Origin of the sequence: Nonomuraea sp. NPDC049649 (assembly GCF_040675175.1) — a bacterium.
GTDB lineage: Bacteria > Actinomycetota > Actinomycetes > Streptosporangiales > Streptosporangiaceae > Nonomuraea.
The window spans coordinates 1-25370 of record NZ_JBFAOH010000041.1; the positions used below are offsets into that span (position 1 = coordinate 1).

Consider the following 25370-nt stretch of genomic DNA (forward strand, 5'->3'; position numbering starts at 1 on the left):
CTCATCGCCGAGGCGATGGACAAGGTCGGCAAGGAAGGCGTCATCACCGTCGAGGAGAGCAACACCTTCGGCCTGGAGCTGGAGCTCACCGAGGGTATGCGCTTCGACAAGGGCATGACCTCGATGTACTTCGTCACGGACTCCGACCGCATGGAGGCCGTGCTCGAGGACCCGTACATCCTGATCGTCAACTCGAAGATCTCGGCCAACAAGGACCTGCTGCCGCTGCTCGACAAGGTCGTGCAGTCCGGCAAGCCGCTCCTGATCATCGCCGAGGACATCGAGGGCGAGGCCCTGGCCACCCTGGTGGTCAACAAGATCCGCGGCCTGTTCCGCTCGGTGGCCGTCAAGGCCCCCGGCTTCGGCGACCGCCGCAAGGCCATGCTGGCCGACATCGCGATCCTCACCGGCGGCCAGGTCATCGCCGAGGAGGTCGGCCTCAAGCTGGAGAACGCCACCCTCGACCTGCTGGGCCGGGCCCGCAAGGTGGTCGTCACCAAGGACGAGACCACGATCGTCGACGGCGCCGGTGACGCCGACGCGATCGCCGGCCGGGTCAACGAGATCCGCGCCGAGATCGAGCGTACCGACTCCGACTACGACCGCGAGAAGCTCCAGGAGCGGCTGGCCAAGCTGGCCGGCGGTGTGGCCGTCATCAAGGCCGGCGCCGCCACCGAGGTCGAGCTGAAGGAGCGCAAGCACCGCATCGAGGACGCCGTCCGCAACGCCAAGGCGGCCGTCGAGGAGGGCATCGTCCCCGGCGGTGGCGTGGCCCTGCTGCAGGCCGGCGCCAAGGCCTTCGACAAGCTGGAGCTGTCCGGCGACGAGGCCACCGGTGCCGCCATCGTCCGCAAGGCGCTGGAGGAGCCGCTCAAGCAGATCGCGGTCAACGCCGGCCTGGAGGGCGGCGTGATCGTCGAGCGCGTCCGCAACCTCACCCCGGGTGAGGGCCTCGACGCGGCCAGCGGCGAGTACGTCAACATGTTCGAGGCCGGCATCATCGACCCGGCCAAGGTGACGCGCTCCGCCCTGCAGAACGCCGCCTCGATCGCGGGCCTGTTCCTGACGACCGAGGCCGTCATCGCCGAGAAGCCGGAGAAGACCCCGGCTGCTCCCGCCGGTATGCCCGGCGGCGGCGACATGGACTTCTAATCGGGTCCGACGTTCGCGTAGAACGGCCCGTACCGGTGTTTCCGGTACGGGCCGTTCTGTTTTTTACGGGCGGCCTTTCCGCGGGCTGCCACTTTCCGTAGACGGCCGATAACGTTCCGATATACCCGACTCCGCAGAAAACGTATTCTGTTTGCCGGGCGGGGTCACTCCGAAAGGGGTTTGACCCACCGGGCCCATTGTGGTTGCGGCGCGTATCCGGCGGCGCCCCACACGCGGTGCGCGAGCGTGTTCTCGTGCAGCACCATCGCGTCCGCCCGGAAGGCCCCGAACGCGGCGAACCGCTCCCCGGCGGCGGCCAGTAACGCGGTCGCGATGCCCCTGCGGCGCAGGCGGGGATGCACGGCCAGGCGGTAGAGGTGGGCGCGCCACCCGTCCCATCCCGCGATCACGGTTCCGGCGAGCTCCCCCTCCAGCTCGGCCAGGAACAGCGCCTCCGGGTCCCGGTCTATCAGCGCCCGCACCTTCTCCGGCGAATCGTGGCGGTCGGTGCCCTCGGCTGCGTGCTGCCAGAACTCCAGGACGGCTCCGACGTCCTCTCGGCGCCCCGTACGGATCATGAGATCACTCACGGGCCGGAACCTACCCACCGCGGCACCGCCTCCCCGTGTGGGGAGGCGGTGCGCTCGCGGGTCACACTCCGAAGTGGGTGATGATGTGGCCGCGCGCCAGGGTGTTGGCGGTGATGTTGAAGCCCACCACGGCCGGGCTGGCGTCGGAGTCGACGCCCAGCGTGTCGACGCTGAGCGCGTGCACGGTGAACACGTAGCGGTGCGGGTCGCCCGGAGGGGGAGCGGAGCCGCCGTACGCCTTGACGCCGTAGTCGTTGCGGGCGTGCTTGGCGCCCTCCGGCAGGCCCTTGAAGTCCGGCGCGGTGCCGGCGCCCGTGGGCAGCTCGGTGACCGACGCCGGGATGTCGAACAGCACCCAGTGCCAGAAACCGCTGCCTGTCGGCGCGTCCGGGTCGAAGCACGTCACCGCGTAGCTCCGCGTCTCGGCCGGGGCGTCGGACCAGCGCAGGCTGGGGGACAGGTTCTGGCCCGTCATGCCCCAGTCGTTGAAGACGTGCAGGTCGCTGAGGCGCTCCCCGTCCTGGATGTCGTCGCTGCGGACCGTGAGCGCGGGAACCTGCGGCAGGTGTTCGTGTGGCAGCGGTGCTGGCACGGCATCCTCCTTGGTGAGACTTCTTTGAAGGTCATCCTAGAAGTCGACCCCTACCCCGCCACCGCCCGCTCACGACCCCAGCCGGGCGGGAGGGTGTGTGCCCGCTCACGTCGCGAACTGGGGTTGGGGGTTGTGCCCGCTCACGCCGCGAACTGGGGTGGGGGTTGTGCCCGCTCACGCCACGAGCTGCGTGGGAGGGGCTGTGCCCGTCCACGCCACGAGCCGCCGTGCGAGGGGTTGTGCCCGCCCACTCCGCGAGCTGGGTGGAAGGGCTTGCGCCCGTCCACGACGCGAGCTGGGGTGGGAGGGGTTGTGCCCATCCACGGCGTGAGTTGGCGTGCGAGAGGTTCGTGCCCGTTTACGAGGCGAGCTGCCGTGCGAGGGGGTGTGCCCGTTCGTGGTGTGAGTTGGCGTGCGAGGGGTTTGTGCACGCTTACGACGCGAGCTGGGGTGGGAGAGGTTTGTGGTGGAGGACCGTGAGCGAGGTGACGGCACGGGTGAGCGCCACATAGAGGCGGGCCAGGCCGCGGGGCTCGGCGGCGACGATGTCGGCCGGTTCGACGACGATGACGTGGTCGTACTCCAGGCCCTTGGCGAGGGTCGCCGGAACGATCAGGAGGCGGTGTTCCTGGACGGAGTCGGGGTCGAGGACGGCGTGCGCGACGCCGGCGAGCGACGCCGAGACCGCGGTGACGGCGGTCTCGGGGACGATGACGCCGATGGAGCCCTCGCGGCCGAGCGCGTCCAGGACCGCGTCGCGCAGGTCGCCGCTGGGGCGGACGGAGAGTGAGCCGGCGCCGGGCCGCAGGGACTGGGGCGCGGCGAGGCCGGGGGCGATCGCCGGCAGCAGGCGGGCGGCGTAGTCGAGGACTTCGCGGGGCACGCGGAAGCCCAGCGTCAGCTCGGTGACCTGGCCGTCCTGCCCCAGGTGGGTGAGGACGGACTGCCACGACGTGGTGGACCAGGGGGTGGTGCCCTGCGCCAGGTCGCCGAGGACGGTGGCGGAGCCGTTGCGGCAGCGCCGCCCGAGCGCGCGCAGCTGCATCTCCGACAGGTCCTGCGCCTCGTCCACCACGAGGTGGCCGAGTGAGGGCGTGCGCTCGATCAGGTCGCCCAGTTCGTCGAGGAGCGCCGCGTCGGCGGCGCTCCACTTGGCGGACTTCCAGCTCCGGTACGGTTTGCGCCAGATCAGGAGCCGCTGCTCGTCGGGCGTCAGGTCGGATCTGGCGGCCCTGGCGAGGAAGTCCTCGTCCGACAGCAGCCGGTAGAGCACCTGTTCGGGCACCAGCTTCGGCCAGACCGCGTCGACCAGCTGTTTGACGGGCTTGGACCGGGCCACCGCGTCCTGCACCCGGTCGTCGGGTGACTCTCCGCGCTGTTCCATCCGTACCAGCACCTGGTGTGCGAGACGCTGGGCGAGCGCGGCGCGGCCGGGAGCGTAGCGGGTGGTGCCGCGGAGCGAGGCGACGATCTCGCGCACCTCGTAGTCGGCGACCCGGTGGCGGTAGGAGCCCTTGGCGTAGACGAGCCCTTCCTCCGGTTTGACGACGTGCAGCCAGAGGGCGCGGTGCAGCACCTTGGCCATCCGGGCGTCGCCTTTGACGGCGGCCACCTCGGGGTCTTCCGGGGCGGCGTGGTCGCCGAGCAGGGCGGCCACGGTGGTCTGGTCGACCTTCACCTCGCCGAGCGCGGGCAGCACGGAGGAGATGTAGGAGAGGAAGGCCCGGTTCGGTCCGACGATCATGACGCCGCTCCTGGCCAGCCGCTCGCGGTGGGTGAAGAGCAGGTAGGCGGCCCGGTGCAGGCCGACCGCTGTCTTCCCGGTGCCCGGTGCGCCCTGGACGCAGACCGTACGGGCGAGCTCGGCGCGGACGATCTCGTCCTGGTCGGGCTGGATGGTGGCCACGATGTCGCGCATCGGGCCGGTGCGCGGGCGTTCGATCTCCTCGGTGAGGATGCGGGAGGGGCCGAGCTCGGTGGCCTGGTCCAGGCGTTCGTCCTCGTACGCGGTGAGCAGGCCGCCCCGGTAGCCGAAGCGGCGGCGGAGTGTGACGCCCATCGGGTCGGCGGGGCTGGCCTGGTAGAAGGCGCGGGACATGGGGGCGCGCCAGTCGATGACGAGGGGGCGGCTGTCGCCGTCGTGGACGTGGCGGCGGCCGACGTGGATGGTGGGCGGCAGGTCGTCGCCGGCGGCGCGGTCGAGGCGGCCGAAGAAGAGCGGCGTGTCGGGGTGGTCGGCGAGGGCGGCGACGCGCTGGTCGAGCAGCGACTGGAGGATCTGCTGCGACACCCAGTCGCCGGCGGCGTCGGCCGACAGGGACTGCGCGTGGGCGCGCATGGCGGCGAGCGCGGCTCTGGACGCGGCCAGATGGGCCTGTTCGGCGGCGAGGACGTCGGAGGGTATGTCGGGGGCCAGCTGGTCTGTGGGCATGCGGAAGCGCCTCCCGGTGGTCGGAGGTGGTGGTCAGAGGTAGCGAGCCGACCAGTTTAGTGCGGCTGTCAGGAGGGGCCAAAGCATTTAGCCGGTGCGGGGGAGGGGTAGGAAGTGCCCGTGCGCCTGGGTTTCTCGCCGGTTCTGCCCACCATCGCCAGCGTGCTGCTCGCCGTCCTCTGGGCGCTGTCGGTGTTCGCCGGGTGGGGTTTCGAGGCCTTCTGCTCCGGTGACGGGTCGGCGGCGTGTGTGCGGCGGCTCACCGCGTTCTCGTCGGTGTCGTGGCTGTTCGCGGCGGGTGGCGCCTTTCTGACGGTGGCCGCGTGGGTGCTGCCGGTGTCGCGGAACGACGAGCGGACGTTCACCCGGTTCCTGGTGATGGGCGTGGTGTCGTGGGTGGTCGCGGAAGGGGTGCTCTTCCTCGGCGGCCTGCTCGCTAAGTGAGCTTTTATCGCAAACGGCGGACATGTAACGAAATGCCGCAAAATCCGGGCATACCAGGTGGCTTTGCCGGATCATCGGGTATGTCGCAGCCGCACTTAGTAGCGGCGGTGTGAGGACGCAGTGAGGGGGGTGGTTCGTATGTCGGCGACCCGTGGGGTGTCGTGGACATAAGACCCGGCCGCCTGGCCGCTCCGCGAGCGGCCAGGCTCACACCCCGCCCAGCACGTCGTCCGCGTCGACGATCGAGTACGCGTACCCCTGCTCGGCCAGGAACCGCTGCCGGTGCGCCGCGAACTCCTGGTCCACCGTGTCGCGGCTGACCACGGTGTAGAACCGCGCCCCGCCCCCGTCGGCCTTGGGCCGCAGCACCCGCCCCAGCCGCTGCGCCTCCTCCTGCCGGGACCCGAACGTCCCCGACACCTGGATGGCCACGCTCGCCTCCGGCAGGTCGATGGAGAAGTTGGCCACCTTCGACACCACCAGGACCTGGATCTCCTTGTCGCGGAAGGCCTGGTAGAGCCGCTCACGCTCCTTGACCCGGGTCTCACCCTTGATCACCGGCGCGTTCAGGTGCTCGCCCAGCTCGTCGAGCTGGTCGATGTACTGGCCGATCACCAGCACCTGGTCGCCCAGGTGGCGGCGGACCAGCGCCGCGGTGACCCGCGTCTTGGACGGGGTGGTGGCGCAGAAGCGGTAGCGCTCATCGTCCCCGGCCATCGCGTACGCCAGCCGCTCCTCGTCGGTCAGCGTCACCCGCACCTCGACGCAGTCGGCCGGGGCGATCCAGCCCTGGTTCTCCATCTCCTTCCAGGGCGCGTCGTAGCGCTTGGGGCCGATCAGCGAGAACACGTCGCCCTCGCGGCCGTCCTCGCGCACCAGCGTCGCGGTCAGGCCGACACGCCGGCGGGCCTGCAGATCGGCCGTCATCCGGAAGATCGGCGCGGGCAGCAGGTGGACCTCGTCGTAGACGACCAGGCCCCAGTCGCGGGCGTCGAACAGCTCCAGATGGCTGTAGACGCCCTTCCGCCGGGCCGTCATGACCTGGTAGGTGGCGATGGTGACCGGGCGGATCTCCTTCTTGGCGCCGGAGTACTCGCCGATCTCGTCCTCGGTCAGCGAGGTGCGCTTGAGCAGCTCCTGCCGCCACTGGTGGGCGCTGACCGTGTTGGTGACCAGGATCAGCGTCGTCGCCTGGGCATGCGCCATCGCGGCCGCGCCGACGATGGTCTTGCCGGCGCCGCAGGGCAGCACGATCACCCCGGAGCCGCCGTGCCAGAACGCGTCGGCCGCGTCCCGCTGGTAGGGCCGGAGCTCCCAGTCTTCCTGGACGAGCTTGATCGGGTGGTGCTCGCCGTCGACGTAACCCGCCAGGTCCTCGGCGGGCCAGCCCAGCTTGAGCAGCGCCTGCTTGATGTTGCCGCGGTCGCTCGGGTGGACGATGACGGTGTCGTCGCCGACGCGCTCGCCCAGCATCGGCTTGATCTTCTTGGCGCGCAGCACCTCTTCGAGCACGGCCCGGTCGGTGGAGGTCAGCGTCAGCCCGTGGACGGGGTGCTTCTCCAGCCTGAGCCGGCCGTAGCGGGCCATGGTCTCGGCGACGTCCACGAGCAGGGCGTGCGGCACCGGATAGCGGCTGTAGCTGATCAGCGCGTCGACCACCTGCTCGGCGTCGTGCCCGGCGGCGCGGGCGTTCCACAGCGCCAGCGGCGTGACCCGGTAGGTGTGCACGTGTTCGGGCGCGCGTTCGAGCTCCGCGAACGGCGCGATCGCCTTGCGGCACTCGTCGGCCTTCTCGTGGTCGACTTCGAGCAGCAGCGTCTTGTCGGATTGGACGATGAGCGGGCCGTCGTTCACTGCCATCCCTTCGAGCGGTTGAGAACTATCCAACACGCCGGACGGCCGAAACAGTCCCTGAACAGGGGTCAGTCGTCGAATTCGCCGGTGACGCCGAGGTAGACGAAGAGTAAGGCCATCGCCGCGAAGCCCGCCACCATGACCACCCAGCTCGACCTGGTCAGCGTGCGGACCTTCGCCGGATCCTGCCCGCCGCGCAGGGACAGCCCGGCCAGGACCGCGCCGGCGATGCCGAGGACGTTGCAGCAGGAGACGATGCTGAGGAGGTTGAGCACGAGGGAGACGATGCCGCTGACGTTCGGGTCGTTGCGGGGCTGGGGCGGCGGGTAACCGTAGCCGTAGGACGGAGGCGGCTGCTGCCCGTACGGGGCTCCGTACGGCTGATAGGGGTAATCGTCCTGACCCATGCCACCTCCCTGACGGGTCAAGAAATATCACGGATCGGGAGGGTCCCGGTCCGGATCCCGTCAGCCGGTGAACCGCGCCCGCAGCGCCTTGCGGTCCAGCTTCAGCACACTGGTGAGCGGGATCGAGTCGACGAAGGTGATCTCGCGGGGGTACCTGACGCGGCCCACCCGCTGCCTGGCCCAGTCGATCAGCTCCTCGGCGGTGGTCGCGGCGCCGGGCGTGAGCTGGACGAACGCGACGACCTCCTCGCCCAGCCGGTCGTCGGGGCGGCCGACCACGCCCGACATCACCACGTCGGGGTGCTGGTCCAGCACGTCCTCCACGTCGCGGGGGAACACGTTGAACCCGCCCCTGATGATCAAATCTTTCTTCCTGTCGACCACGTACAGATAGCCGTCGTCGTCCAGGCAGCCGAGGTCGCCGGTGCGCAGCTCGCCGTCCACCAGCGCGGTGCCCTCGGGGTCGGGGTCGTGCTCGCCCCAGTAGCCCAGCATCAGCGCCTCGCCGGACACGCAGATCTCGCCCACGTCGCCCTGCTCCACCGGCTCGCCCGACGAGTCGCGGATCGTGATCGTGTAGCCGGGCAGCGGCAGGCCCACGCTGCCGGGCTTGCGCCGCGCCGGCGGGTTGAACGTGGTCACGGCGCTGGTCTCGGTCAGCCCGTACCCCTCCAGCACCGTCACGCCCGGCATCCGGCGCTCGAACTCCGTCAGCACGTCCCGGCCGAGCGGCGCCGCCCCGCAGGTGAGGAAGGCCAGGTCGGGCAGCGGATGCTCCTCCAGCGGCTCGGCCAGCAGCATCCGCAGCATGGCGGGCACCACCGTGCCGTACTGGACCCGCTGCTCCGCGGCGAGCCGGAGGAACAGCCCGGCATCGAACCAGCGCATCAGCACCGCCTGGGGCGGCTCGGCGGCGTGCATCGCCGCCACGGTGACGATCAGCCCGTACGCGTGAGAGAGCGGCACCGGCACGATCGCCCGGTTGATCCCTTCCTGGTGGGACAGCTCGTAGGCGCTCTTGCCTACCCGCCACAGGCCCGCGTGGCTGAGCATGACGCCCTTGGCCCGCCCGGTGGTGCCGCCCGTGTACATCAGCGCGGCCAGGTCGCCCGGGCCGCGCGCCACCGGGCCGTGCTCGGCGGCCCGCTCCAGCTCGGCGGTCCCGACGTACACGGGCACGTCAACCCCGGTCTCCCGTACGGTGTCCACCAGCTCCGGCGAGGTCACCACGGCGACGGCGCCGCTGTCGAGCAGGATGTGCCGCAGCTCGCCGGCGCCCACCAGGAACACCACGGGCGTCACCACCGCGCCCGCCGCCCACAGGGCCTGGCAGACGAGCGGGACCTCGGGGGAGGTGGCCATCATCACGACCACCCGGTCGCCGGGCCGGATCCCGGCCGCGACGAACCCTCCGCAGGCGCGCCGGGACCGCTCAGCCAGGTCGTGGCTGCGATGCCAGACGCCCTCGTAGAAGAGCGCGTCGTAGTCGCCGAACCTGCTCCACGACTCCTCGGCGAGGCCGCCCAGCGTCTGCTCGGTCACATCCCTAACCTCTGCGGCCCGCAGCTTGCCGTCAACCCCGATCAGATACGGGTGCAGGGTGAAGCGATGGATGGCGGCTCGGCGTCAAGGCCGGTCAGATGCCGGATACGCCGGTGATGCGGTGGAGGGCGAAGCGGTGGACGGCGGCCCGGGTCTCGTCGTAGGCGGTCAGGTAGCCGCCCTCCATCCGGGCCGGCTCCAGGATGCGGGAGGTGGCGTTGCCCTGGGAGTCGGTGTAGCCGATCCAGACCCGCTCGCCCTGCCGGATCGCGTCCTGCAGCCTGGTGATCGTGGCCGTCGCGGGGGTGCGGGGGACCTGGCCGTCCGGGGCGCCCACCGGCTCGCGGCGGGACAGGTGGGCCGCGTCGCCGGCGCGCAGCGCCCGCACGGCCGCCGCCGCCACCCCCGGGTCGGGGACGCCGGCCGAGGTCACCTGGCGGACCGGGGCGGGCCCCTCGGTGCGCCTGCTGTCGAGCTGGGAGATGATCACGTCGCCGTCCAGCGACTCCGGTACGGGCGCGTACCCCATGGCGCGGAGCGAGTCGACCAGCACCGCCCGCGACGAGCGGGAGGCGATCACGGTGGGCGCCAGCCTGCGCAGGCGGAGCGCCGCCGAGCGCCGGTCGGCGACGATCTGGTCGAGCATGGCGGGGTCGTCGCAGCGGATGTAGGCGCCGGCGGTGCCGACCCGGATCCGGCCGTGCCGCCGCGCCACGTCGGTGACGAGGTACGAGAGCGCCTGCGGGACCGGCGTGGCCGAGTGGCGCTCCAGCATGGCCAGCAGCTCCTCGGCGGCCTGACCGGCGTCCAGTGCGCGCCGGACCGAGCTCTCGCTGAACCGGTAGACGGTCGCGCCGCCTTTGGACTCCACGTCGGCGGCGAGCGTCATCCAGCGGTTCAGCTCGCTCGTCAGCGGCCCGGGCGCGACCGCGGTCAGGTCGGCCTGGAGCAGCACGTGATCGACCGGTTCGGGCAGCAGCGGGGCCAGCACCGGCGCGGCCTCCTGGCCGCCGGTCAGCGCCCGCCCGTGGCCCGACAGCGCGCCCAGCCCGGTGACGCCGAGCTGCTCGGCCTCCCGCAGCGCGAACTCCGTCAGTTGCTCGCGCAGCGGCCCCCGGCGGCGCGGCTGCTCCCAGGCGAGCCGTTCCAGCACCGAATCGCGCGAGGGCGCGAGCCCGGGCGCGGACGCCAGCACGCCCAGCGTGGCCGCCCGCACCCCGGCGGCCGACGAGCGGCGCAGGTCGGGATGGAGGGCGTTGACCGGCTTGTCACGGTCGTCGCGCTCGCCCACGAGGCCGGGCACCCGGTCCATCGTCAGCCAGGCCGCGGCCAGCGCCACCCACCGGTCGGCGGTCGGCCTGACCCGCCACAGGTCGTAGCCGGAGGTCGGCAGCCACTCGCCGTCGACGCTGCCGCCCGCCGCGATCAGCCCCGCCGCGTACGCGACCTCGACCACCAGCGCGGCCGCCCACTCGGGCAGGTCCAGCTCGGTCGCCGTGCGCTTCATGTCGCGCACGCCCAGACCTCCGGTACGGAGCACGCCCGGCGGGTCGATGCTCCACCGCTCGCACAGCTCCTCCACGGCCCGCACGAACGTGAACGCCTGCCCGGCCGCCGTCCGGTCGGCCAGCACCTGGTCGCGCGCGGTGCCCTCCAGCTCGGGCGGCAGCGCCACCAGGTCGCGGTGGACCTGGCCGCCGCGCAGGTGGAGGCCGACCTCGCGGGGGAGCGTCACGCTCTCGTCGCCGGTGGCCGCCAGCAGGCCGCGGGCCAGCAGCTCCTCGATCGGCGAGCGGGCGGAGGCGACGCTCACCTCGCGCCGGGCGTTCGGCAGCCGGCCGGTCGGCGGGCCCCACGCGAGCTGCTCCAGCGCGGCCCGCGCCTCCGGCGACACCTCGTCGATCAGCTTGCCCGGCTCGGCCAGCGCCGCCGCCAGGCGTTCCCTGCCACTGCCCGGTATACCCGGGGCGACGTCGTCGGCGATCTCGTCGAGCCGCTCCGCCGCATGGTGGCGGAAGGCCACGTCGGCCGGCGGGCCCAGCCCGGCCGGGTCCTCCAGCACCTTCCGTACGCCCGGGGCCGGCTCCAGGGCGGTGTCCGGCCCGTACACCAGCGCCAGGTCGCGCAGCCGGTCGAGGGCGGCCGTCAGGGCGGGCTCGGGCTTGCCCGCCGCGAGCGCCGCCCCGATCAGCTCGCGCAGCGCGGTCTTCCTGATCGGGCCGTCGCGCACGGCCAGCGTCTCGATCACGGCCAGCGTGAAGCGGTCGAGCCGGTCGAGCACCCGGGCGATGGCCGACGGGCTGCTCGCGCGGGCGGCCAGGCCCTCCAGATGCGCGGGCACAGGAGTGATCAGCTCGGGACGCGCGGTCACCAGCGCCCGCAACTGCTCGTCGGTGCGTCCCCTGATCCACTCCGTGAACTCCATCGTTGCCATGGTATGTCCCTGCTGATTGCGGCAGCATTGCCAGGCGTGATCGAGCGAGCCGACCAGATGATCCTCAACTACGTCAGCAAGGCGGCCGACGCGGCCCACGGCGTGCTGAGCCCGGAGCAGCGGGTCGACTTCGCCCGGCGGCTGCGGGCCAGGATCGAGGAGGAGCGGCGCGCCGGCGACGGCGCCGGGGACGTGGCCCGGTTGCTGGCCCGGTTCGGCGACCCGGTGCTGCTGGTGGAGCGCGAGGCCCGCCGGCTCGCCCAGGCCGCGCCCGTCCCCGCCGGGGCGGGAGCGTCAGGGGAGGAGGCGACCGCCGCGCACCCGCGGATCCGCGACGACGTGCCGGAGGACCGGCGGGAGCTCGGGATGCCGTTCGCGGGCCTGCGCAGGGCCGCCATGTCGGTGGCGAACCCGATGGTCACCGAAGGCAGTGACGCCAGGATCGCGGTCAAGCGGCATCCCCGGGAGGCCGCCGCCCTGGTGGTGCTCGCGGTGGCCGCGCTGCTGGTGCCCTTCGACCTGGCGCCGGTGGCCATCTTCCAGGTGCCGGTGATCGCCTGGGCGGCCGGTTCGGTGATGGTGATGGCGAGCGGCGCCTGGGCCCTGCGCGACCGGCTGATCGGCGTCTGCGCCCCCCTGCTCGGCTACACCGCGGGAGGGCTGATCGTGGGGGGTCTCCGGGTCGGCGGCGAGCCCGGTCTGGGGGCGTTCGTGGTCGAGTTCTTCAACGCCAGCGGCGTCATGTTCATGGTCGGCACCGGCGTCGGCGTGGCCTGGCTGGCCTACCGGCTGGTCGATCAGGAGTGAACCGGCGCGGGCGCCGGCAGCATCCCGACGGCCAGCCGCACCCAGGCGGCCACGAACCGGTCCCGCTCCGTGTGCCCGGGCGCGTCGCCCACAGTCTCCTGGAACAGCCCGTACTGCAGGACCGCGCCGCCGAGCACGGCGGCGACGCCCGGCCAGTCGACGTCCGCCGACCGGTACTCGGGCTGCTGCTCGAACCAGGTCACGAAGGCGTCGAACATCGGCTGCAGCAGCCCCTGCCGGACCACCGCCACCAGCTCGGGGAACTGGCTCAGATCACGGAAGAAGATCCGGGTCAGCTCCGACTCCTCGCGCACCTTGGCCAGGCCCGCCCGGCACAGGTGCGACAGCCGCTCCTCCAGGTCACTGGAGGACTCCATGGCGCTCAGCTCGGCGAGGCTCTCGGCGACCTGCCCGCGAGTCCTGGCGGCGTGCTCGTTGATCGCCGCCGACAGCACCTCGTACTTGGACTTGAAGTGCCGGTAGAGCCCGCCGGCGCCCGGCGAGAGGCCCGAGGCGGCCTCGATCTCCGCCACGGACGTGGCGGCGTAGCCGCGTTCGGCGAAGAGCCGCAGAGACTCGTGGATGATCCGCTCGCGGGTGTGGGTGGCGGCCTTGGCGGGCGGGCCACCTGTGGCTCCCGTGCTCGGCGATCTGGTCATGTCGTCTGAGATACCTCCGCAGTGGAGGGTAGCCGCCGGCCCGGTGAGGCCTGGACTGCCGGGGGGATGTGACCTTCCGGGGACTACGGTGCCACGACATCCGCCGTTACGCGTTGCCGAACGTTCTTTGGCATCCTTCGAGTGTGGCGACTTCGGTGGGTTTCGACCTGGACATGACACTTGCCGACACCCGGATCGGCATCGCGGCGGCGATGGACGAGCTGTCGGCGCGGCTCGGCGTGCCCATCGACAGCCAGGTGGTCGTCAGCAGGCTCGGCCCGCCGCTGGAGGCCGAACTGGCCAACTGGCTGCCGCCCGAGGAGATCCCGGCGGCGGCCGACCTTTACCGGGAGATCTATCCCGAGGTGGGGGTGCCGGTGCACGTCCCGATGGCCGGCGCGCACGAGGCCGTGGAGAGCGTCAAATCCCGCGGCGGCAAGGTCATCGTGGTGACGGGGAAGAACCCGCGCGACGCCAAGAGCACCGTGCGGCGGCTCGGGTTCGACGTGGACGAGGTGGTGGGCTCCGTTTTCGGCGCCGGCAAGGGAGCCGCGCTCAGCGCTTTCGGCGCCGCCGCGTACGTCGGGGATCACGTCGCGGACATCGAGGCGGCGCGGGCCGGCGGCGCCCTCAGCGTCACGGTCGCGACCGGCCCCTACACCGCCGGTGAGCTGCGAGAACACGGCGCCGACGTGGCCCTGGACGATCTGACGGAATTTGCCGATTGGTTCACAGATTGGCAACGACGTCACGAACTCGTGTAATTCACCGGCAATTACCTGGTCGCCCTGCCCCGCTACGGGGCATAACCTACTTCCATTCACCCAATCACGACGTTTGAACGAGGTCGTCCTGTGCCGACTGGCAAGGTCAAGTGGTACGACGCCGACAAGGGATTCGGCTTCCTCACCCGCGATGACGGCGGTGAGGTCTTCGTGCATTCCTCCGCGCTGCCGGCCGGTGCCGGGCCTCTCAAGCCTGGGCAGAAGGTCGAGTTCGGCGTCGCCGAGGGCAGGCGCGGTCAGCAGGCGCTCTCCGTGCGGATCCTGGAGCAGCCGCCCACGCTGGCCAAGGTCAAGCCCAAGGGCAGGCGGAAGAAGCCCGACGAGATGGTGGTGATCGTGGAGGACCTGATCAAGCTGCTCGACGGGCTGTCGACGTCCTACCGCCGGGGCAAGCATCCCGACGGCGCGCAGGCCAAGCAGGTGGCCGTGGTGCTCCGCGCGGTCGCCGACGACCTCGACGCCTAGGTCCAGGGCGGGTTCGTCAGGGGTTCGGTGCCGTCGACGGCCTCGGAGGGAGCGTACGGGGCCGTCTCGGCGTGCGCGGCGGCCTGCTGAGCGCGCACGTTGGCCGCCCGGACGCGGGCGCGGCGCCGCACGACCAGCCAGCCGAGCGTGAGCGTGAGCACCGAGGCCAGCGTGACCAGCCCGGCCGCGCTGCTCCCGGTCAGTGACAGCCCGAGCCCGATCAGGCCCCCGAACACCCAGGCGAGCTGCAGGAACGCCTCGACCACGCCGAACGTGGACGAGCGGACCTCCTCGCCGATCTCGCGCTGCACGATCGCGTCCAGCGCGAGCTTGCCGAGCTCCTGGGCGAACGCGGTGATCACTGAGATGGCCACCGCCGCCCAGAGCCCGAACAGGACCGCGGTCGTGACGGCCGTCGCCGCCGTCGTGGCGAGCGTGAGCAGGACGATCAGGCCCGGCGCGTGGTTGCGCGTCCAGTTGGCGATCACCGCGCCGATCAGGCCGCCAAGCCCGGCGGCGAGAGCCAGCAGCCCGATCGTCTTGGGCGTGTCGAAGAACGGGTCGGGCGCGGCCGGCGCCAGCCACGGCACCGCCTTGTCCTGCACCAGGAAGAGCAGGAAGAACAGCAGGAAGCCGGAGAACAGCCGGATGGCGACGTTCGCCCAGACGGCCTCGGCCACCGCCGGGCCCACCTGGAGCAGCGTCCGCCAGCGCGTCGCCCTGCCCTCCGCCGGGGCCTCCTCCTCCAGGTCGGGCGAGTCGACGTGGCGCGGCAGCCGCACCGCGAACACCCCCGCCGCGAAGAACACCACCATCGCCAGGCGCAGCATCGTGGCGCTGCCCAGCCAGAGCGTCAGCCCCGCCCCGATCGGCACCATCACGCCCGCCGTCACCAGCGAGAACAGCGCCACCCTGGCGTTCGCCGACACCAGCGTGATGTCGGCCGGCAGCACGCTCGGCATGATCGCGGCACGCGACACGTTGTACGCCTTCGACAGCACCAGCACGCCCAGCGCGCCCGCGAAGAGCGTCAGCAGGTCCTGCGGGCCGACCGCCGCCGCCATCGCGAAGCAGAGCAGGCCGCGGCCGAACAGCGTGCCCGCCATGACGTAGCGCCGGCCGGACCGGAACCGGTCGAGGATCGGCCCCACGAACGGCGCCAGCAGGGCGAACGGCAGCATCGTGATGACCAGGTAGAGCGCCACCGGGCCGCGGGCCTCGCCGACGGGCACCCCGAAGAAGACGGTGCCGGCCAGCGCGACCGTGACGAGAGTGTCACCGGCGCTGTGGCTCGCGGTGAGCTCGATCAGCCGGCCCAGGCCGGTGCGGTCGGCGCCGCCGGCGTGGGTGAGGCGGCGGGTGGCCCGGCCGACCGCGCGCGCCGCGCCCGCGGTGGCCTTCCCGGCGCGGACGGTGCCGCCCGCGGTCGCCTTGCCCGCGCGGGCGGCTGCCCGGCCCGCGTCGGCGACGCCGCGCCCCGCACGCCGGGAGAGGTCGCGTGCGCGCTCCCAGCCACCCTCCACGCCTACCAGTCTTACCCGATCGCCCCGCCAACCCTCACCCTGTGTTCTGCACCTCTTGTCGACATCTGTCCCTCGCGTACGTCGCCCCGGGAAACGGTCTGGTAGATCTCACGAGAGAGTGACAGGGGCGAGGTTCGCGTGCGGCGGTCTGGTAGACCCCGCCGGGGGTGACGGTGGCCAGGTTTCTGACCTGTCCCTCGCGTGCGGCGCTCGGGGAAACGGTCTGCAGATCTCGCGGGGAGGGTGACAGGGGCGAGGTTTCCTGGTGGACTTCGGGGGGAATGCCGCTTACTCGGCCCCGGCATGCACGGGCATGGGTGAGAATGAAAGCGTGAGCGAACAGCACCTTTCGGCGGAGGCAGGCCGATGAGCCGTGCCAGGACCCGCTCCGCAGCTCCCGACAAGGCATGCGCCGAAGCCGTAGACCTGGCTCGCGAGGCAGCCGAGGAGCTGGCGCGGCCGGGCGAGCCCGGCGAGCACCTGGGTTACGAGAGCGAGGGTGACCGGGTCGTCACCCACTACTTCGCCTGTCAGGACCGCGCCTACCGCGGCTGGCGGTGGGCCGTCACCGTCGTGCGGGCGTCGCGGGCACGGAAGGTGACGGTCAGCGAGGCGGTCCTGCTGCCAGGCCCCGGCGCGCTGCTCGCTCCCGAGTGGCTGCCCTGGAGCGAACGCCTGCGCCCCGGCGACCTGGGCGTCGGCGACCTGCTGCCCACCCCGGAGGACGACGACCGGCTGGTGCCGGGGTTCGTCGAGACCGACGACGAGGTGGAGCGGCAGACGATTTTCGAGTACGGCCTGGGCCGGGCCCGTGTGCTCTCGGCCATCGGCAGAGACCGGACGGCCAAACGCTGGCACTCCGGCGAGCACGGGCCGCACACGCCGATCGCACACGCCGCTCCCGCGCAGTGCTCCACCTGCGGCTTCTACTGGCTGCTGTCGGGTGGGCTCCGGCAGATGTTCGGAGTCTGCACTAACGAGTACGCGCCCGACGACGGCAAGGTGGTCTCCGCCGACCACGGGTGCGGCGCGCACTCGGAGGCCGCGGTGCTGCCGCCACCGGTCGAGCAGGCCGTGCCCATCCTCGACGACCTGGGCTTCGACCTGATGGAGGAGGAGGCCGGCTCGGTCGGGGAGGCCGACTCCGAGGAGCTGGGGCATTCCTGACGCGTTCCTGACCGTGGGGCCTCCGCCGGTGCGGTTCCCGACGGTGCCGTTCCTGACGGTGCGGGCCGCTAACCTACGGTGGCCCCCGTACCGTTCGACCCCAGGATCGTGACCGATGACCGACACCTTTGGCACCGACCGCATGCGAGCCGCCGTGCTCGCCGCGTGGACGGCGTCGCCCGCCAGGTTCCGTGAGGACGCCAACGCCGAGGAGGACTTCGCGCTCGGCGGCTACCACGACCGGCTGATCGTGGAGCTGGCGCAGAACGCCGCGGACGCGGCGCTGCGCGCGGGCGTGCCCGGGGTGCTGAGGCTGACGCTGCGCGGGTCCGTGCTGACGGCCGCCAACACCGGCGCGCCGCTCGACGCGACCGGCGTGGAGAGCCTGGCCACGCTCCGGGTGTCCGGCAAGCGCGACGAGACGGGCACCGCGGGCCGGTTCGGCGTCGGGTTCGCGGCGGTGGTGACGCTCTCCGACGAGCCGGCCATCGGCTCGCGCGACTCCGCCTCGGTGCGCTGGTCGCGGGCGGAGACGGCCGAGCTGGTCGCCGCCGTGCCGGAGCTCGCGGACGAGCTGGCCGCCCGCTCCGGTCACGTGCCGCTGCTGCGGCTGCCGTTCGCGTCCGAGCCGCTCGACGTGCCCGAGGGTTTCGACACCGTGGTGCGGCTCCCGCTGAAGGACGAGGAGACGGTCCGGGTCGTCCGGCGCCTGCTCGACGAGACGAGCCCGGCGCTGCCGCTGGGCATGCCCGCGCTGACCGCGATCGAGATCGACGTCGAGGGCGAGACCCGCACGGTCACCGACGACGGCTGGCACGTCGTCTCCGAGTCCGGGCGGTTCTCCAACGAGCAGGTGGCCGAGCTGTTCGCCGACCGGCCCACCGAGGAGCGGGCCCGCCCCTACTGGTCGGTCCGCTGGGCGGTCCCGGTGACCGAGACCGGCGAGCCGGGGCCGCTGCCCGGCGCGGTGCCGCCGGTCGTGCACGCCCCGACGCCCAGCGACGAGCCCGTCGACCTGCCCGCGCTGCTCATCGCGTCGTTCCCGATGGCCACCGACCGCCGCCACGCGGCCAAGGGGCCGCTCGCCGACTTCCTGGTGGATCGGGCCGCCGACGCCTACATCCGGCTGCTGAAGGAGCTGCCGCGCACGCCCAAGCTGCTCGACCTGGTCCCCTCGTACATGGGGAAGGGCGAGCTCGACGCGCGCGTCCGGCGCGCCATCCTGGAGCGGCTGCCTGACACGCCGCTGCTGCCCGCGCTGTCGGCGCCCGCGCCCGCCGTGCAGACGCCCTCGTTCGCCGACGCCGAGGTCTACGAGCCCGACGCCGAATGGCGGGTCGAGCATCCGCCGCAGGAGCCGGGGGAGGACGGCTGGGTGGTCGCGGGCCGCGAGGCCGCCGTGGTGTCCGGGTCGAGCGAGCTGCTCGGCGCGGTCGCCGCGTTCGTCCCCGGGCTGCTGCCCGCCGGCTGGCCGTCCCGCCACCCCGCGATGGCCTCGCTGGGCGTGCGCAGGGTCGAGCTGTCCGAGGTGGTCGACCTGCTGTCGGGAGAGGCGGTGGAGGGGCGCGAGCCGTCGTGGTGGCGCTCGCTGTACGAGGTGCTGCCCGCCGACGATCCCGAGTCGCTGGGGGCGCTGCCGGTGCCGCTGGCCGACGGGCGGCTGGTGCGCGGCCCGCGCGGCACGCTGATCATGACCGACGGCGGGTCCGGGCTCGACCTGACGCCGCTGGGGCTGCGCATCGTGCATCCGGAGGCCGCCCACCCGGCGCTGCTGCGGCTGGGCGCCGCCGAGGCCACCCCGCGCACCATCCTGGAGGACCCGACCACCAGGACCGCCGTCGCCCAGTCGCTCGACAGCCCCGACCCCGAGCCGGTCGCCCGCGCCGTGCTCTCCCTGGTCCAGGCGGCCGGGCTGGCGCCGGGCGAGGCGCCCTGGCTGGCCGAGCTGGCGCTGCCGGGCGCCGACGGCGAGCTCTACCCGGCGGGTGAGCTGATGCTGGCCGACGGGGCGCTGGCGGGGCTGCTGGAGCCCGACACCCATCTCGGGGTGGCCGCGCGCGAGCTGGAAGAGACGTACGGGCCGCGGGTGCTGGAGGCGGTCGGCGTGCTCGACGGGTTCGCCGTCGTGCACGACTCCGACGTGCTGCTCGACCGTGACGAGTGCGACCACGACCTCGACGGCGAGGAAGACTGGCTCGACTACGTGCTCGACCTGCTGCCCGACCTGGACGTGCCGCCGGTGGTGCCCGAGTTCACCGCGGTGCGCGACCTGGAGCTGGTCGCCGACTGGCCGGCGGCGCTGCGGCTGCTGACCCGGCCGCCGCTGCGGGCCGCGCTCCACCCGCTGCGGATCGAGGGCGTCGAGGTGCCCTCCTACACCGCCTGGTGGCTGTCCCACCACCCGGTGCTGGGCGGGCGCCGGCCGCTGGAGCTGCGGCTGCCGGGCGCCGACCCGCTGCTGCAGGGCCTGTACGAGGACGCGCCGGAAGGGCTCGACGAGGGGGCGCTGGCGATGCTGGGCGTGCGCAGCACGCTCACCGAGCTGCTCGACTCCCACGGCGGGCCGGAGGAACTGCTCGACCTCATGGCCGACGAGTCGATCGAGGTCGACCGGGCCCAGCTGCGGGCGCTGTGGATGGCGCTGGCGGCGGTCGACCCGGAGCGGGTGGCGCCGCCGTCCCGGGTGCGGGCCGTGCTCGGCGGCGACATCGTGGTGGCCGACGCCGAGGACGTCGTCGTGGTGGAGGCGCCCGACCTGCTGCAGCTGGTCACCGACCGGCCGCTGGTGCTCGCCCCGTACGACCTGGCGGAGGCGCTGTCGGAGCTGCTCGACCTGCCGCTCGCCGGCGAGGTGGCCGCGGGCGACGTCACCACCTCCGGCGAGGTCCGGCAGGTGCCGCCCCAGGTGCGTTCTCTCCTCCCGACCGCTCCCGAGACCTACGTCGAGCACGAGAAGCTGCTGGTCGACGGGGTGCCGTGCGCGTGGCGCTTCTACGAGGGGGCCGTCCACTGCACCGGCCTCGACGGGCTGGCCCGCGGTCTGGCCTGGGCCACCGGCCAGTGGAACGACCGGCTGGCGGTCGCCGCCATGCTCCACGACCCGTCGGCGGTCCCCCTCCTCCTGGCCGAAGCGGACCTGACCTGAGGGCTGAAGGCGGGTCTGTCTTGAGGTCCTGAACGGCGGGCGTGTGGCGACCGGACACACGCCCGCTACGGACCCTGTTCTCCGGAACTACGGCGGGTCGGGCAGGCCGAAGGCTTGCTAACGGCGCCCGGGCCCGAGGGGTTTCCCCAAAAGGCTTTCAGCTCTTAAGAGGAAGACCCGAGGACGATTCGGACGGAAAGCGACATCACGCCGCGGGGCAGCTCGCGCCCGACTCGGGGAGCGTGCCCTTGAGGAGGTAGGCGTCCACCATGCGCATGACGCACGCGCTGCCGCTCAGGTAGGCGCCGTGCCCCTCACCCTCGTACGTGACCAGGACACCGGTCTTGAGCCGCGCCGTCAGCGACTCCGCCCACTCGTAGGGGGTGGCGGGGTCGCCCTTGCCGCCGATGACGACGATGGGGTCGGAGCCGGTGGCGTCGATGTGCTTGGCCTGGTCGTCGCCCTCGGCGGGCCAGTGGGCGCAGGCGGTGGAGACGTCCTCGGCGGCCAGCATCGGGAAGATCTTCTTGATCTTCTCGTTGAGCGCGGCGGTGTCGGCGGCCGAGGGGCGCTCGGCGGTGTCGGCGCAGGTGATGGCCTGCTGGCTGGCCATGGCGGTCGAGTAGGTGCCGTCCGCGCGGCGGCCGGTGTAGGTGTCGGCCAGGGAGAGCAGGACGGTGCCGTCGCCCTTGACCGCGGCCGCGACGCCCTGCTCCAGCAGCGGCCAGGTGGCCTTGGCGTACAGCGGGGTGATCACGGCGAACTGGGCCAGGCCGTTGGTGAGCTGCCGGTCGCCGACCTTGAGTGGCTTGGACTGCAGGCCGTCGAGGAGCTTCTCGACCGTGTCGCGGACCGCGTCGGGGGTCTTGCCGAGGTCGCAGCCCTGGGCGACGCAGTTCTCGGCGAACGCGTCGAAGGCGTCGGCGAAGCCCTTGACCTGGGTGAGCGCCCGCTCTTCGAAGGTGACGTTCGGGTCGTAGGCGGCGTCGAGGACGAACCGGCCGACCTTGTCGGGGAACTTGGTGGCGTACACCGAGCCGAGGTGGGTGCCGTAGGAGAGCCCGAAGTAGTTGAGCTTGTCGTCGCCGAGGGCGTCGCGGATGCGGTCGAGGTCCTGGGCGGCGTCGAGGGTGCCGACGTGCGGGAGGACCTTGCCCGAGTCCTTCTCGCAGGCGGCGGCGAACTCGCGGGAGACCTTGTCGGGGTCTTCGCCGGAGGCCATCGAGAGCATTTCCTCGACCTTGCCGCCGCACTTGACGCCCGCGCTCCTGTCGACGCCGCGCGGGTCGAAGCTGACCAGGTCGTAGCTGCCGCCGAGGCCGGCGAAGGCCTGCCGGGCACGTCCCAGCGTGTCGACGCCGGACCCTCCGGGCCCGCCGAAGTTGAACACGAGCGAGCCGATCCGGTCGCCGGCGGCCTGGATCCGGATGAGCGCGAGGTCGATGGTCTCGCCGTCCGGTTGGTCGTAGTCGAGCGGCACGGTGAGGGTGCCGCATTCGAGGGCGGGGTCGGGGGGCATGGTGTTGCCGTCGGGGCCGATGAGGTCGGTGCACGCGGCCCAGGCCACCGCTCCGGTGTCGGTCGCGGCCGGCTCCGCGCTCGGCCCCCCGGTCGGCCCCCCGGTCAGCTCTGCCGCCGGCTGTTCGGCTCCGGCGCAGCCGGTCACCGCCAGGGCGAGCACGAGAGAGGTGAACAGGGTCTTCTTCATGTCCTCAAGCATGGGAGAGCGGGCGTCCGGCCAGATAGTGGAAGGAAACAGCAGTTAGAGGTGACTTCCGTGAAATCCGGAAGATGACAGATGTCAGGTGCGCTGCTGCCGCCGGACGACCAGCAGGCCGATGAGGCCGAAGCCCACGCCGGTCAGGCAGGTCCAGATCCACCAGGAGTTCTCCGGGGCGGGCGGGAAGATCAGGAGGGCGATCAGGGCGAGCGCCCACAGACCGGTGCCGACGGCGACGGCGGCGGTGTCGTTGGTCTTGATCGGCTCGGGGTCGGGGTGCCACTGCTGCGTCACAGCATCCAGCCTAGCTTCCAATCCCATCTCGATACGGTTACCAGCACTTTTGACAAATCATCACGAAGTGTCACAGTTCGCCACGTGAATGACTCTCGTACCGCTATAGATCGGTTTTTCTCCATCACCGAACGCGGCTCGACCATCTCGCGCGAGGTGCGCGGCGGCCTGGCCACGTTCTTCACCATGGCGTACATCGTGGTGCTGAACCCGATCATCATCGCCCACGGTAAGGACATCCAGGGCGAGGTGATCGGCGACGGCACCGAGCCCAAGGTGGCGCTGGTCGCCGCCGGCACGGCGTTCGTGGCCGGGCTCCTGACCATCCTGATGGGCGTGGTCGCCCGGGTGCCGTTCGCGCTGGCGGCCGGGCTCGGCCTGAACGCCTTCGTGACGTTCAACATCGCGCCGCTGATGACCTGGGAAGAGGCCATGGGCCTGATCTTCCTGGAGGGCATCGTGATCGGCATCCTGGTGCTGACAGGGCTCCGGGTGGCGGTCTTCCGGGCGATCCCGTCCCAGCTCAAGACCGCGATCAGCGTGGGCATCGGCCTGTTCATCGCGCTGATCGGCTTCGTGGACGCCGGCTTCGTGCGCCGGGTGGCCGCGGGCGCGCCGCTGGAGATGGGCATCGGGGGCAACCTGGCCTCCTGGCCGATCTTCGTGTTCGTCGTCGGCCTGCTCGCCACCGCCGCCATGGTGGCGCGCAAGGTCAAGGGCGCCATCCTGGTCGGCATCGTCGGCACCACCCTGCTGGGGATCGTCGTCGAGGCGCTCACCGGATCCGGCGCCGCCTCGGAGGAGAACCCGGGCGGCTGGCAGCTCAACGTCCCCGCCTGGCCCACTGAGATCTTCGGCTTCCACAACCCGCTCGTGCTGTTCACCGAGTTCGACCCGTTCGGCGCCTTCAGCTCGGCCGGGCTGCTGCTCGCCACGCTGTTCGTGTTCACGCTGCTCATCACCGACTTCTTCGACACGATGGGCACGATCGTGGGCGTCGGCCGCCAGGCGAACCTGGTCAAGGAGGACGGGACGCTGCCGCGTACCCGGGAGATCCTGCTCGTCGACTCGCTCGGCGCCGTCGTCGGCGGCGCGGGCTCGGTCTCGTCCAACACCACCTACGTCGAATCGGCCGCCGGCGTGGGGGAGGGCGCGCGGACGGGCCTGGCCAGCGTGGTGACCGGTGCGCTGTTCCTGGTGGCGGTCTTCTTCGCGCCGCTCGTGACGATCGTGCCGTACGAGGCGGCGGCGCCCGCCCTGGTGGTGGTCGGCTTCCTGATGATGACCTCGATCCGGGAGATCGACTGGAACGACTACGAGATCGCCATCCCGGCGTTCCTCACCATCGTGCTCATGCCGTTCACGTACTCGATCTCGAACGGTATCGGCGCCGGTTTCGTCGCGTACGTGCTCATCAAGGTCGTCCGCGGCAAGGCGCGGGAGATCCACCCGCTGATGTGGGCGGTCGCGGCGCTGTTCGTGCTCTACTTCGCGCTCGGCCCGATCAGGGTCATGCTCGGGCTCTGACAATCCCGGTACGGGCCGTCGTCCGCGAGGACGGCGGCCCGTCGGGTATCACCAGGTGAGACGACAGCCGGTTTGGAAATTCTTTGCCACTGGCTATAGTTAGCAAAGGTAATGACTCGTGCTAACAAGAACTCAGTATCAGATGGACCTGCGAAGCGACGCGGGTCTGGCTTCGGCGCTGCGCGTCTCCTTGGCCAGGCTCAACAGGCGGCTGCGAAGACAGGCGGCGGTTCACTCGCTGACCCCGACGCAGTTCGCGACCCTCGCCGCCGTGGATCGGCACGGTGGGATAACCCCTGGCGAACTGGCCGAGCTCGAAAAGGTGCAGCCGCCCTCGATGACGCGCGTGATCGCCGCGCTGGAGGAACGCGGACTGGTCTCGCGCAGCCCCCACCCGACCGACCGGCGCCAGGTGACCGTGACCGTGACCGAGGCCGCCAAGAAGCTCCTGAAAGAGGAGCGGGCGCGCAAGGAAGCGTGGCTGACCCGGCAGCTCAAGGAACTGTCGCCGGCGGAGCGGACGATTCTCCGTCAGGCGGCTCCGATTCTGGAGAAGCTCAGCCGGATCTAGAGCCCGACGAACCCAAGGCCGGGATGTTCCGGTCGCTCAAGATCCGCAACTACCGCATGTTCGCCATCGGCGGCGCGGTCTCCAACGTCGGAACCTGGCTGCAGCGCACCGCCCAGGACTGGCTGATCCTCGACCTGACCAACGGCAGCGCGGCTGCCCTCGGCACCGCGACCGCGCTGCAGTTCCTGCCGATGCTGCTGTTCGGCATGTTCGGCGGGGTGCTGGCCGACCGCTACCCGAAGCGCCCGCTGCTGATCACCGCGCAGACCCTGATGGCCACGCTGGCCCTGGCGATCGGCGTGCTCACGGTGACCGGTGCCGCCCAGGTGTGGCACGTCTACGTGATGGCCTTCACGCTCGGCATGATCTCCTGTGTCGAGGTGCCGACCCGGCAGGCGTTCGTGGTCGAGATGGTCGGCCGTGACGACCTGCCCAACGCGATCGCGCTCAACAGCTCCAGCTTCAACCTGGCCAGGGTCGTCGGCCCGGCCGTCGCCGGCATGCTCATCTACGTGCTCGGCGGCACCGGCCCGCTGTTCCTGATCAACGCGGCCACGTTCGCGGCGGTCATCTCCAGCCTGGTGTTCATGCGCAAGTCGGAGCTGTATCCGTCCGACCCGGTGCCCCGGGCCAAGGGGCAGCTCCGCGAGGGCCTGAAGTACGTGGCACGCCACGAGAAGCTGCTGATGCCGATCCTGCTGATCGCCTTCGTGTCGATGTTCTCGCAGGCGTTCTCCATGTCGATCGCGCTGATGGCCCGCGAGGAGTTCAAGGCGGGGGCGAGCTCGTTCGGACTGGCCTCCAGCATGTTCGCCGTCGGCGCGCTCGCCGGAGGGCTGCTGGCCGCGCGGCGGGTCTCGATCTCTCGCCGGACGCTGTTCGCCGGGGCGATCGGGTTCGGGCTGTTCCAGGTCGTGGCGGGGCTGGCGCCGTCCTACTTCGTCTACCTGGCGCTGCTGGTGCCCGCGGGCATCGCGCTGATCACGGTCAACACCGCGGCGAACGCCGCCGTCCAGCTCGCCACCTCGGCGGAGATGCGCGGCCGCGTCATGGGGATCTACGTGCTGGTCTTCGTCGGCGGCGCGCCCATCGGGGCGTCCCTGGTGGGCTGGCTGTCGGAGATCGGCGGGCCGAGAGCGGGCGCGGTCCTCACCGGCGTGTTCGTGCTCGCGGGCACGGCGCTGGCCGTCCTGGTCACCAGGCTGATAACCGGCCGGGTGGCGCGGCGGCGCAGGCCCGTTCCGGCCACCGTCTGAGTCGC

Annotated in this window: 21 protein-coding genes; 10 read left to right on the forward strand and 11 right to left on the reverse strand. The window is 71.8% G+C overall.

Translation table 11 applies throughout. The features are described from left to right. The coding region (gene groEL, locus AB0J42_RS31760) for a chaperonin GroEL (protein WP_364300979.1) at window positions 1-1152 on the forward strand (1152 nt) is incomplete at its 5' end. 164 nt (window positions 1153-1316) lie between these two features. Here groEL and AB0J42_RS31765 read toward each other — a convergent pair. From AB0J42_RS31765 to AB0J42_RS31775, 3 genes are all read right to left on the reverse strand, one after another. Further along, window positions 1317-1742: a GNAT family N-acetyltransferase gene (locus AB0J42_RS31765; RefSeq protein ID WP_364300981.1), complete on the reverse strand. Its 426-nt coding sequence runs from the start codon at window positions 1740-1742 to the stop codon at window positions 1317-1319. A gap of 61 nt (window positions 1743-1803) precedes the next feature. Further along, on the reverse strand, window positions 1804-2334 hold the full coding sequence (locus AB0J42_RS31770) for a YbhB/YbcL family Raf kinase inhibitor-like protein (protein WP_364300983.1): 531 nt from the start codon (window positions 2332-2334) through the stop codon (window positions 1804-1806). 433 nt (window positions 2335-2767) lie between these two features. Then, entirely contained in the window at window positions 2768-4765 is a 1998-nt protein-coding gene (locus AB0J42_RS31775; RefSeq protein ID WP_364300985.1) for an AAA family ATPase, read from the reverse strand. A 120-nt stretch (window positions 4766-4885) separates the two neighbouring features. On the opposite strand from AB0J42_RS31775, the gene AB0J42_RS31780 reads away from it, so the two are divergent. Continuing rightward, entirely contained in the window at window positions 4886-5209 is a 324-nt protein-coding gene (locus AB0J42_RS31780; protein WP_364300987.1) for a hypothetical protein, read from the forward strand. Between the two features lie 207 nt (window positions 5210-5416). On the opposite strand, the gene AB0J42_RS31785 is transcribed toward AB0J42_RS31780, so the two are convergent. The 4 genes from AB0J42_RS31785 to AB0J42_RS31800 form a co-directional block, all read right to left on the reverse strand. Next, window positions 5417-7069, reverse strand: a complete 1653-nt coding sequence (locus AB0J42_RS31785; RefSeq protein ID WP_364300989.1) for a DNA repair helicase XPB — start codon at window positions 7067-7069, stop codon at window positions 5417-5419. Window positions 7070-7131: 62 nt separating this feature from the next. Beyond that, complete coding sequence (locus tag AB0J42_RS31790; protein WP_364300992.1) at window positions 7132-7470, reverse strand: hypothetical protein; 339 nt, start codon at window positions 7468-7470, stop codon at window positions 7132-7134. Between the two features lie 60 nt (window positions 7471-7530). Continuing rightward, complete coding sequence (locus tag AB0J42_RS31795; RefSeq protein ID WP_364300994.1) at window positions 7531-9012, reverse strand: AMP-binding protein; 1482 nt, start codon at window positions 9010-9012, stop codon at window positions 7531-7533. Window positions 9013-9106: 94 nt separating this feature from the next. After that, a complete protein-coding gene (locus tag AB0J42_RS31800) occupies window positions 9107-11437 on the reverse strand; it encodes a helicase C-terminal domain-containing protein (RefSeq protein WP_364300996.1) in 2331 nt (776 codons plus the stop codon). Window positions 11438-11482: 45 nt separating this feature from the next. On the opposite strand from AB0J42_RS31800, the gene AB0J42_RS31805 reads away from it, so the two are divergent. Then, on the forward strand, window positions 11483-12253 hold the full coding sequence (locus AB0J42_RS31805; RefSeq protein WP_364300998.1) for a hypothetical protein: 771 nt from the start codon (window positions 11483-11485) through the stop codon (window positions 12251-12253). Here the strand turns inward: AB0J42_RS31805 and AB0J42_RS31810 are convergent. Then, on the reverse strand, window positions 12244-12912 hold the full coding sequence (locus AB0J42_RS31810; RefSeq protein WP_364300999.1) for a TetR/AcrR family transcriptional regulator: 669 nt from the start codon (window positions 12910-12912) through the stop codon (window positions 12244-12246). The genes AB0J42_RS31805 and AB0J42_RS31810 overlap by 10 nt on opposite strands. Before the next feature lie 143 nt (window positions 12913-13055). Between AB0J42_RS31810 and AB0J42_RS31815 the strand changes: the two genes are divergently transcribed. Both AB0J42_RS31815 and AB0J42_RS31820 read left to right on the forward strand, forming a co-directional pair. Further along, window positions 13056-13676, forward strand: coding sequence for an HAD family hydrolase (locus tag AB0J42_RS31815; RefSeq protein ID WP_364301001.1), 621 nt, complete (start codon window positions 13056-13058; stop codon window positions 13674-13676). 90 nt (window positions 13677-13766) lie between these two features. Continuing rightward, window positions 13767-14162, forward strand: a complete 396-nt coding sequence (locus AB0J42_RS31820) for a cold-shock protein (protein WP_364301003.1) — start codon at window positions 13767-13769, stop codon at window positions 14160-14162. Here the strand turns inward: AB0J42_RS31820 and AB0J42_RS31825 are convergent. Then, the gene (locus AB0J42_RS31825; protein ID WP_364301005.1) at window positions 14159-15685 is read right to left on the reverse strand and encodes an MFS transporter; all 1527 of its coding nucleotides are present in this window, start codon (window positions 15683-15685) and stop codon (window positions 14159-14161) included. The two genes, AB0J42_RS31820 and AB0J42_RS31825, sit on opposite strands and share 4 nt — an antisense overlap. Window positions 15686-16051: 366 nt before the next feature. Between AB0J42_RS31825 and AB0J42_RS31830 the strand changes: the two genes are divergently transcribed. After that, window positions 16052-16852, forward strand: a complete 801-nt coding sequence (locus AB0J42_RS31830) for a DUF3027 domain-containing protein (protein ID WP_364301007.1) — start codon at window positions 16052-16054, stop codon at window positions 16850-16852. A 115-nt stretch (window positions 16853-16967) separates the two neighbouring features. Further along, window positions 16968-19997: a hypothetical protein gene (locus tag AB0J42_RS31835; protein WP_364301009.1), complete on the forward strand. Its 3030-nt coding sequence runs from the start codon at window positions 16968-16970 to the stop codon at window positions 19995-19997. Between the two features lie 205 nt (window positions 19998-20202). Here the strand turns inward: AB0J42_RS31835 and AB0J42_RS31840 are convergent, their stop codons facing one another. Together AB0J42_RS31840 and AB0J42_RS31845 are read right to left on the reverse strand one after the other, a co-directional pair. Then, window positions 20203-21705 (reverse strand): alpha/beta hydrolase, encoded by a 1503-nt coding sequence (locus AB0J42_RS31840; RefSeq protein WP_364301011.1) that lies wholly within the window; start codon window positions 21703-21705, stop codon window positions 20203-20205. Window positions 21706-21798: 93 nt separating this feature from the next. After that, a complete protein-coding gene (locus tag AB0J42_RS31845; RefSeq protein WP_364301013.1) occupies window positions 21799-22011 on the reverse strand; it encodes a DUF2530 domain-containing protein in 213 nt (70 codons plus the stop codon). An 84-nt stretch (window positions 22012-22095) separates the two neighbouring features. Between AB0J42_RS31845 and AB0J42_RS31850 the strand changes: the two genes are divergently transcribed. The 3 genes from AB0J42_RS31850 to AB0J42_RS31860 all read left to right on the forward strand — a co-directional run bounded on the left by AB0J42_RS31850 (window position 22096) and on the right by AB0J42_RS31860 (window position 25365). Continuing rightward, window positions 22096-23538 (forward strand): NCS2 family permease, encoded by a 1443-nt coding sequence (locus tag AB0J42_RS31850; protein ID WP_364301015.1) that lies wholly within the window; start codon window positions 22096-22098, stop codon window positions 23536-23538. 142 nt (window positions 23539-23680) lie between these two features. Next, window positions 23681-24109 carry a MarR family transcriptional regulator gene (locus AB0J42_RS31855; protein ID WP_364301017.1) on the forward strand — a complete coding sequence of 143 codons (429 nt, stop codon included), beginning with the start codon at window positions 23681-23683 and terminating at the stop codon, window positions 24107-24109. Window positions 24110-24132: 23 nt separating this feature from the next. Then, the gene (locus AB0J42_RS31860) at window positions 24133-25365 is read left to right on the forward strand and encodes an MFS transporter (RefSeq protein WP_364301019.1); all 1233 of its coding nucleotides are present in this window, start codon (window positions 24133-24135) and stop codon (window positions 25363-25365) included. Window positions 25366-25370: the final 5 nt, after the last annotated feature.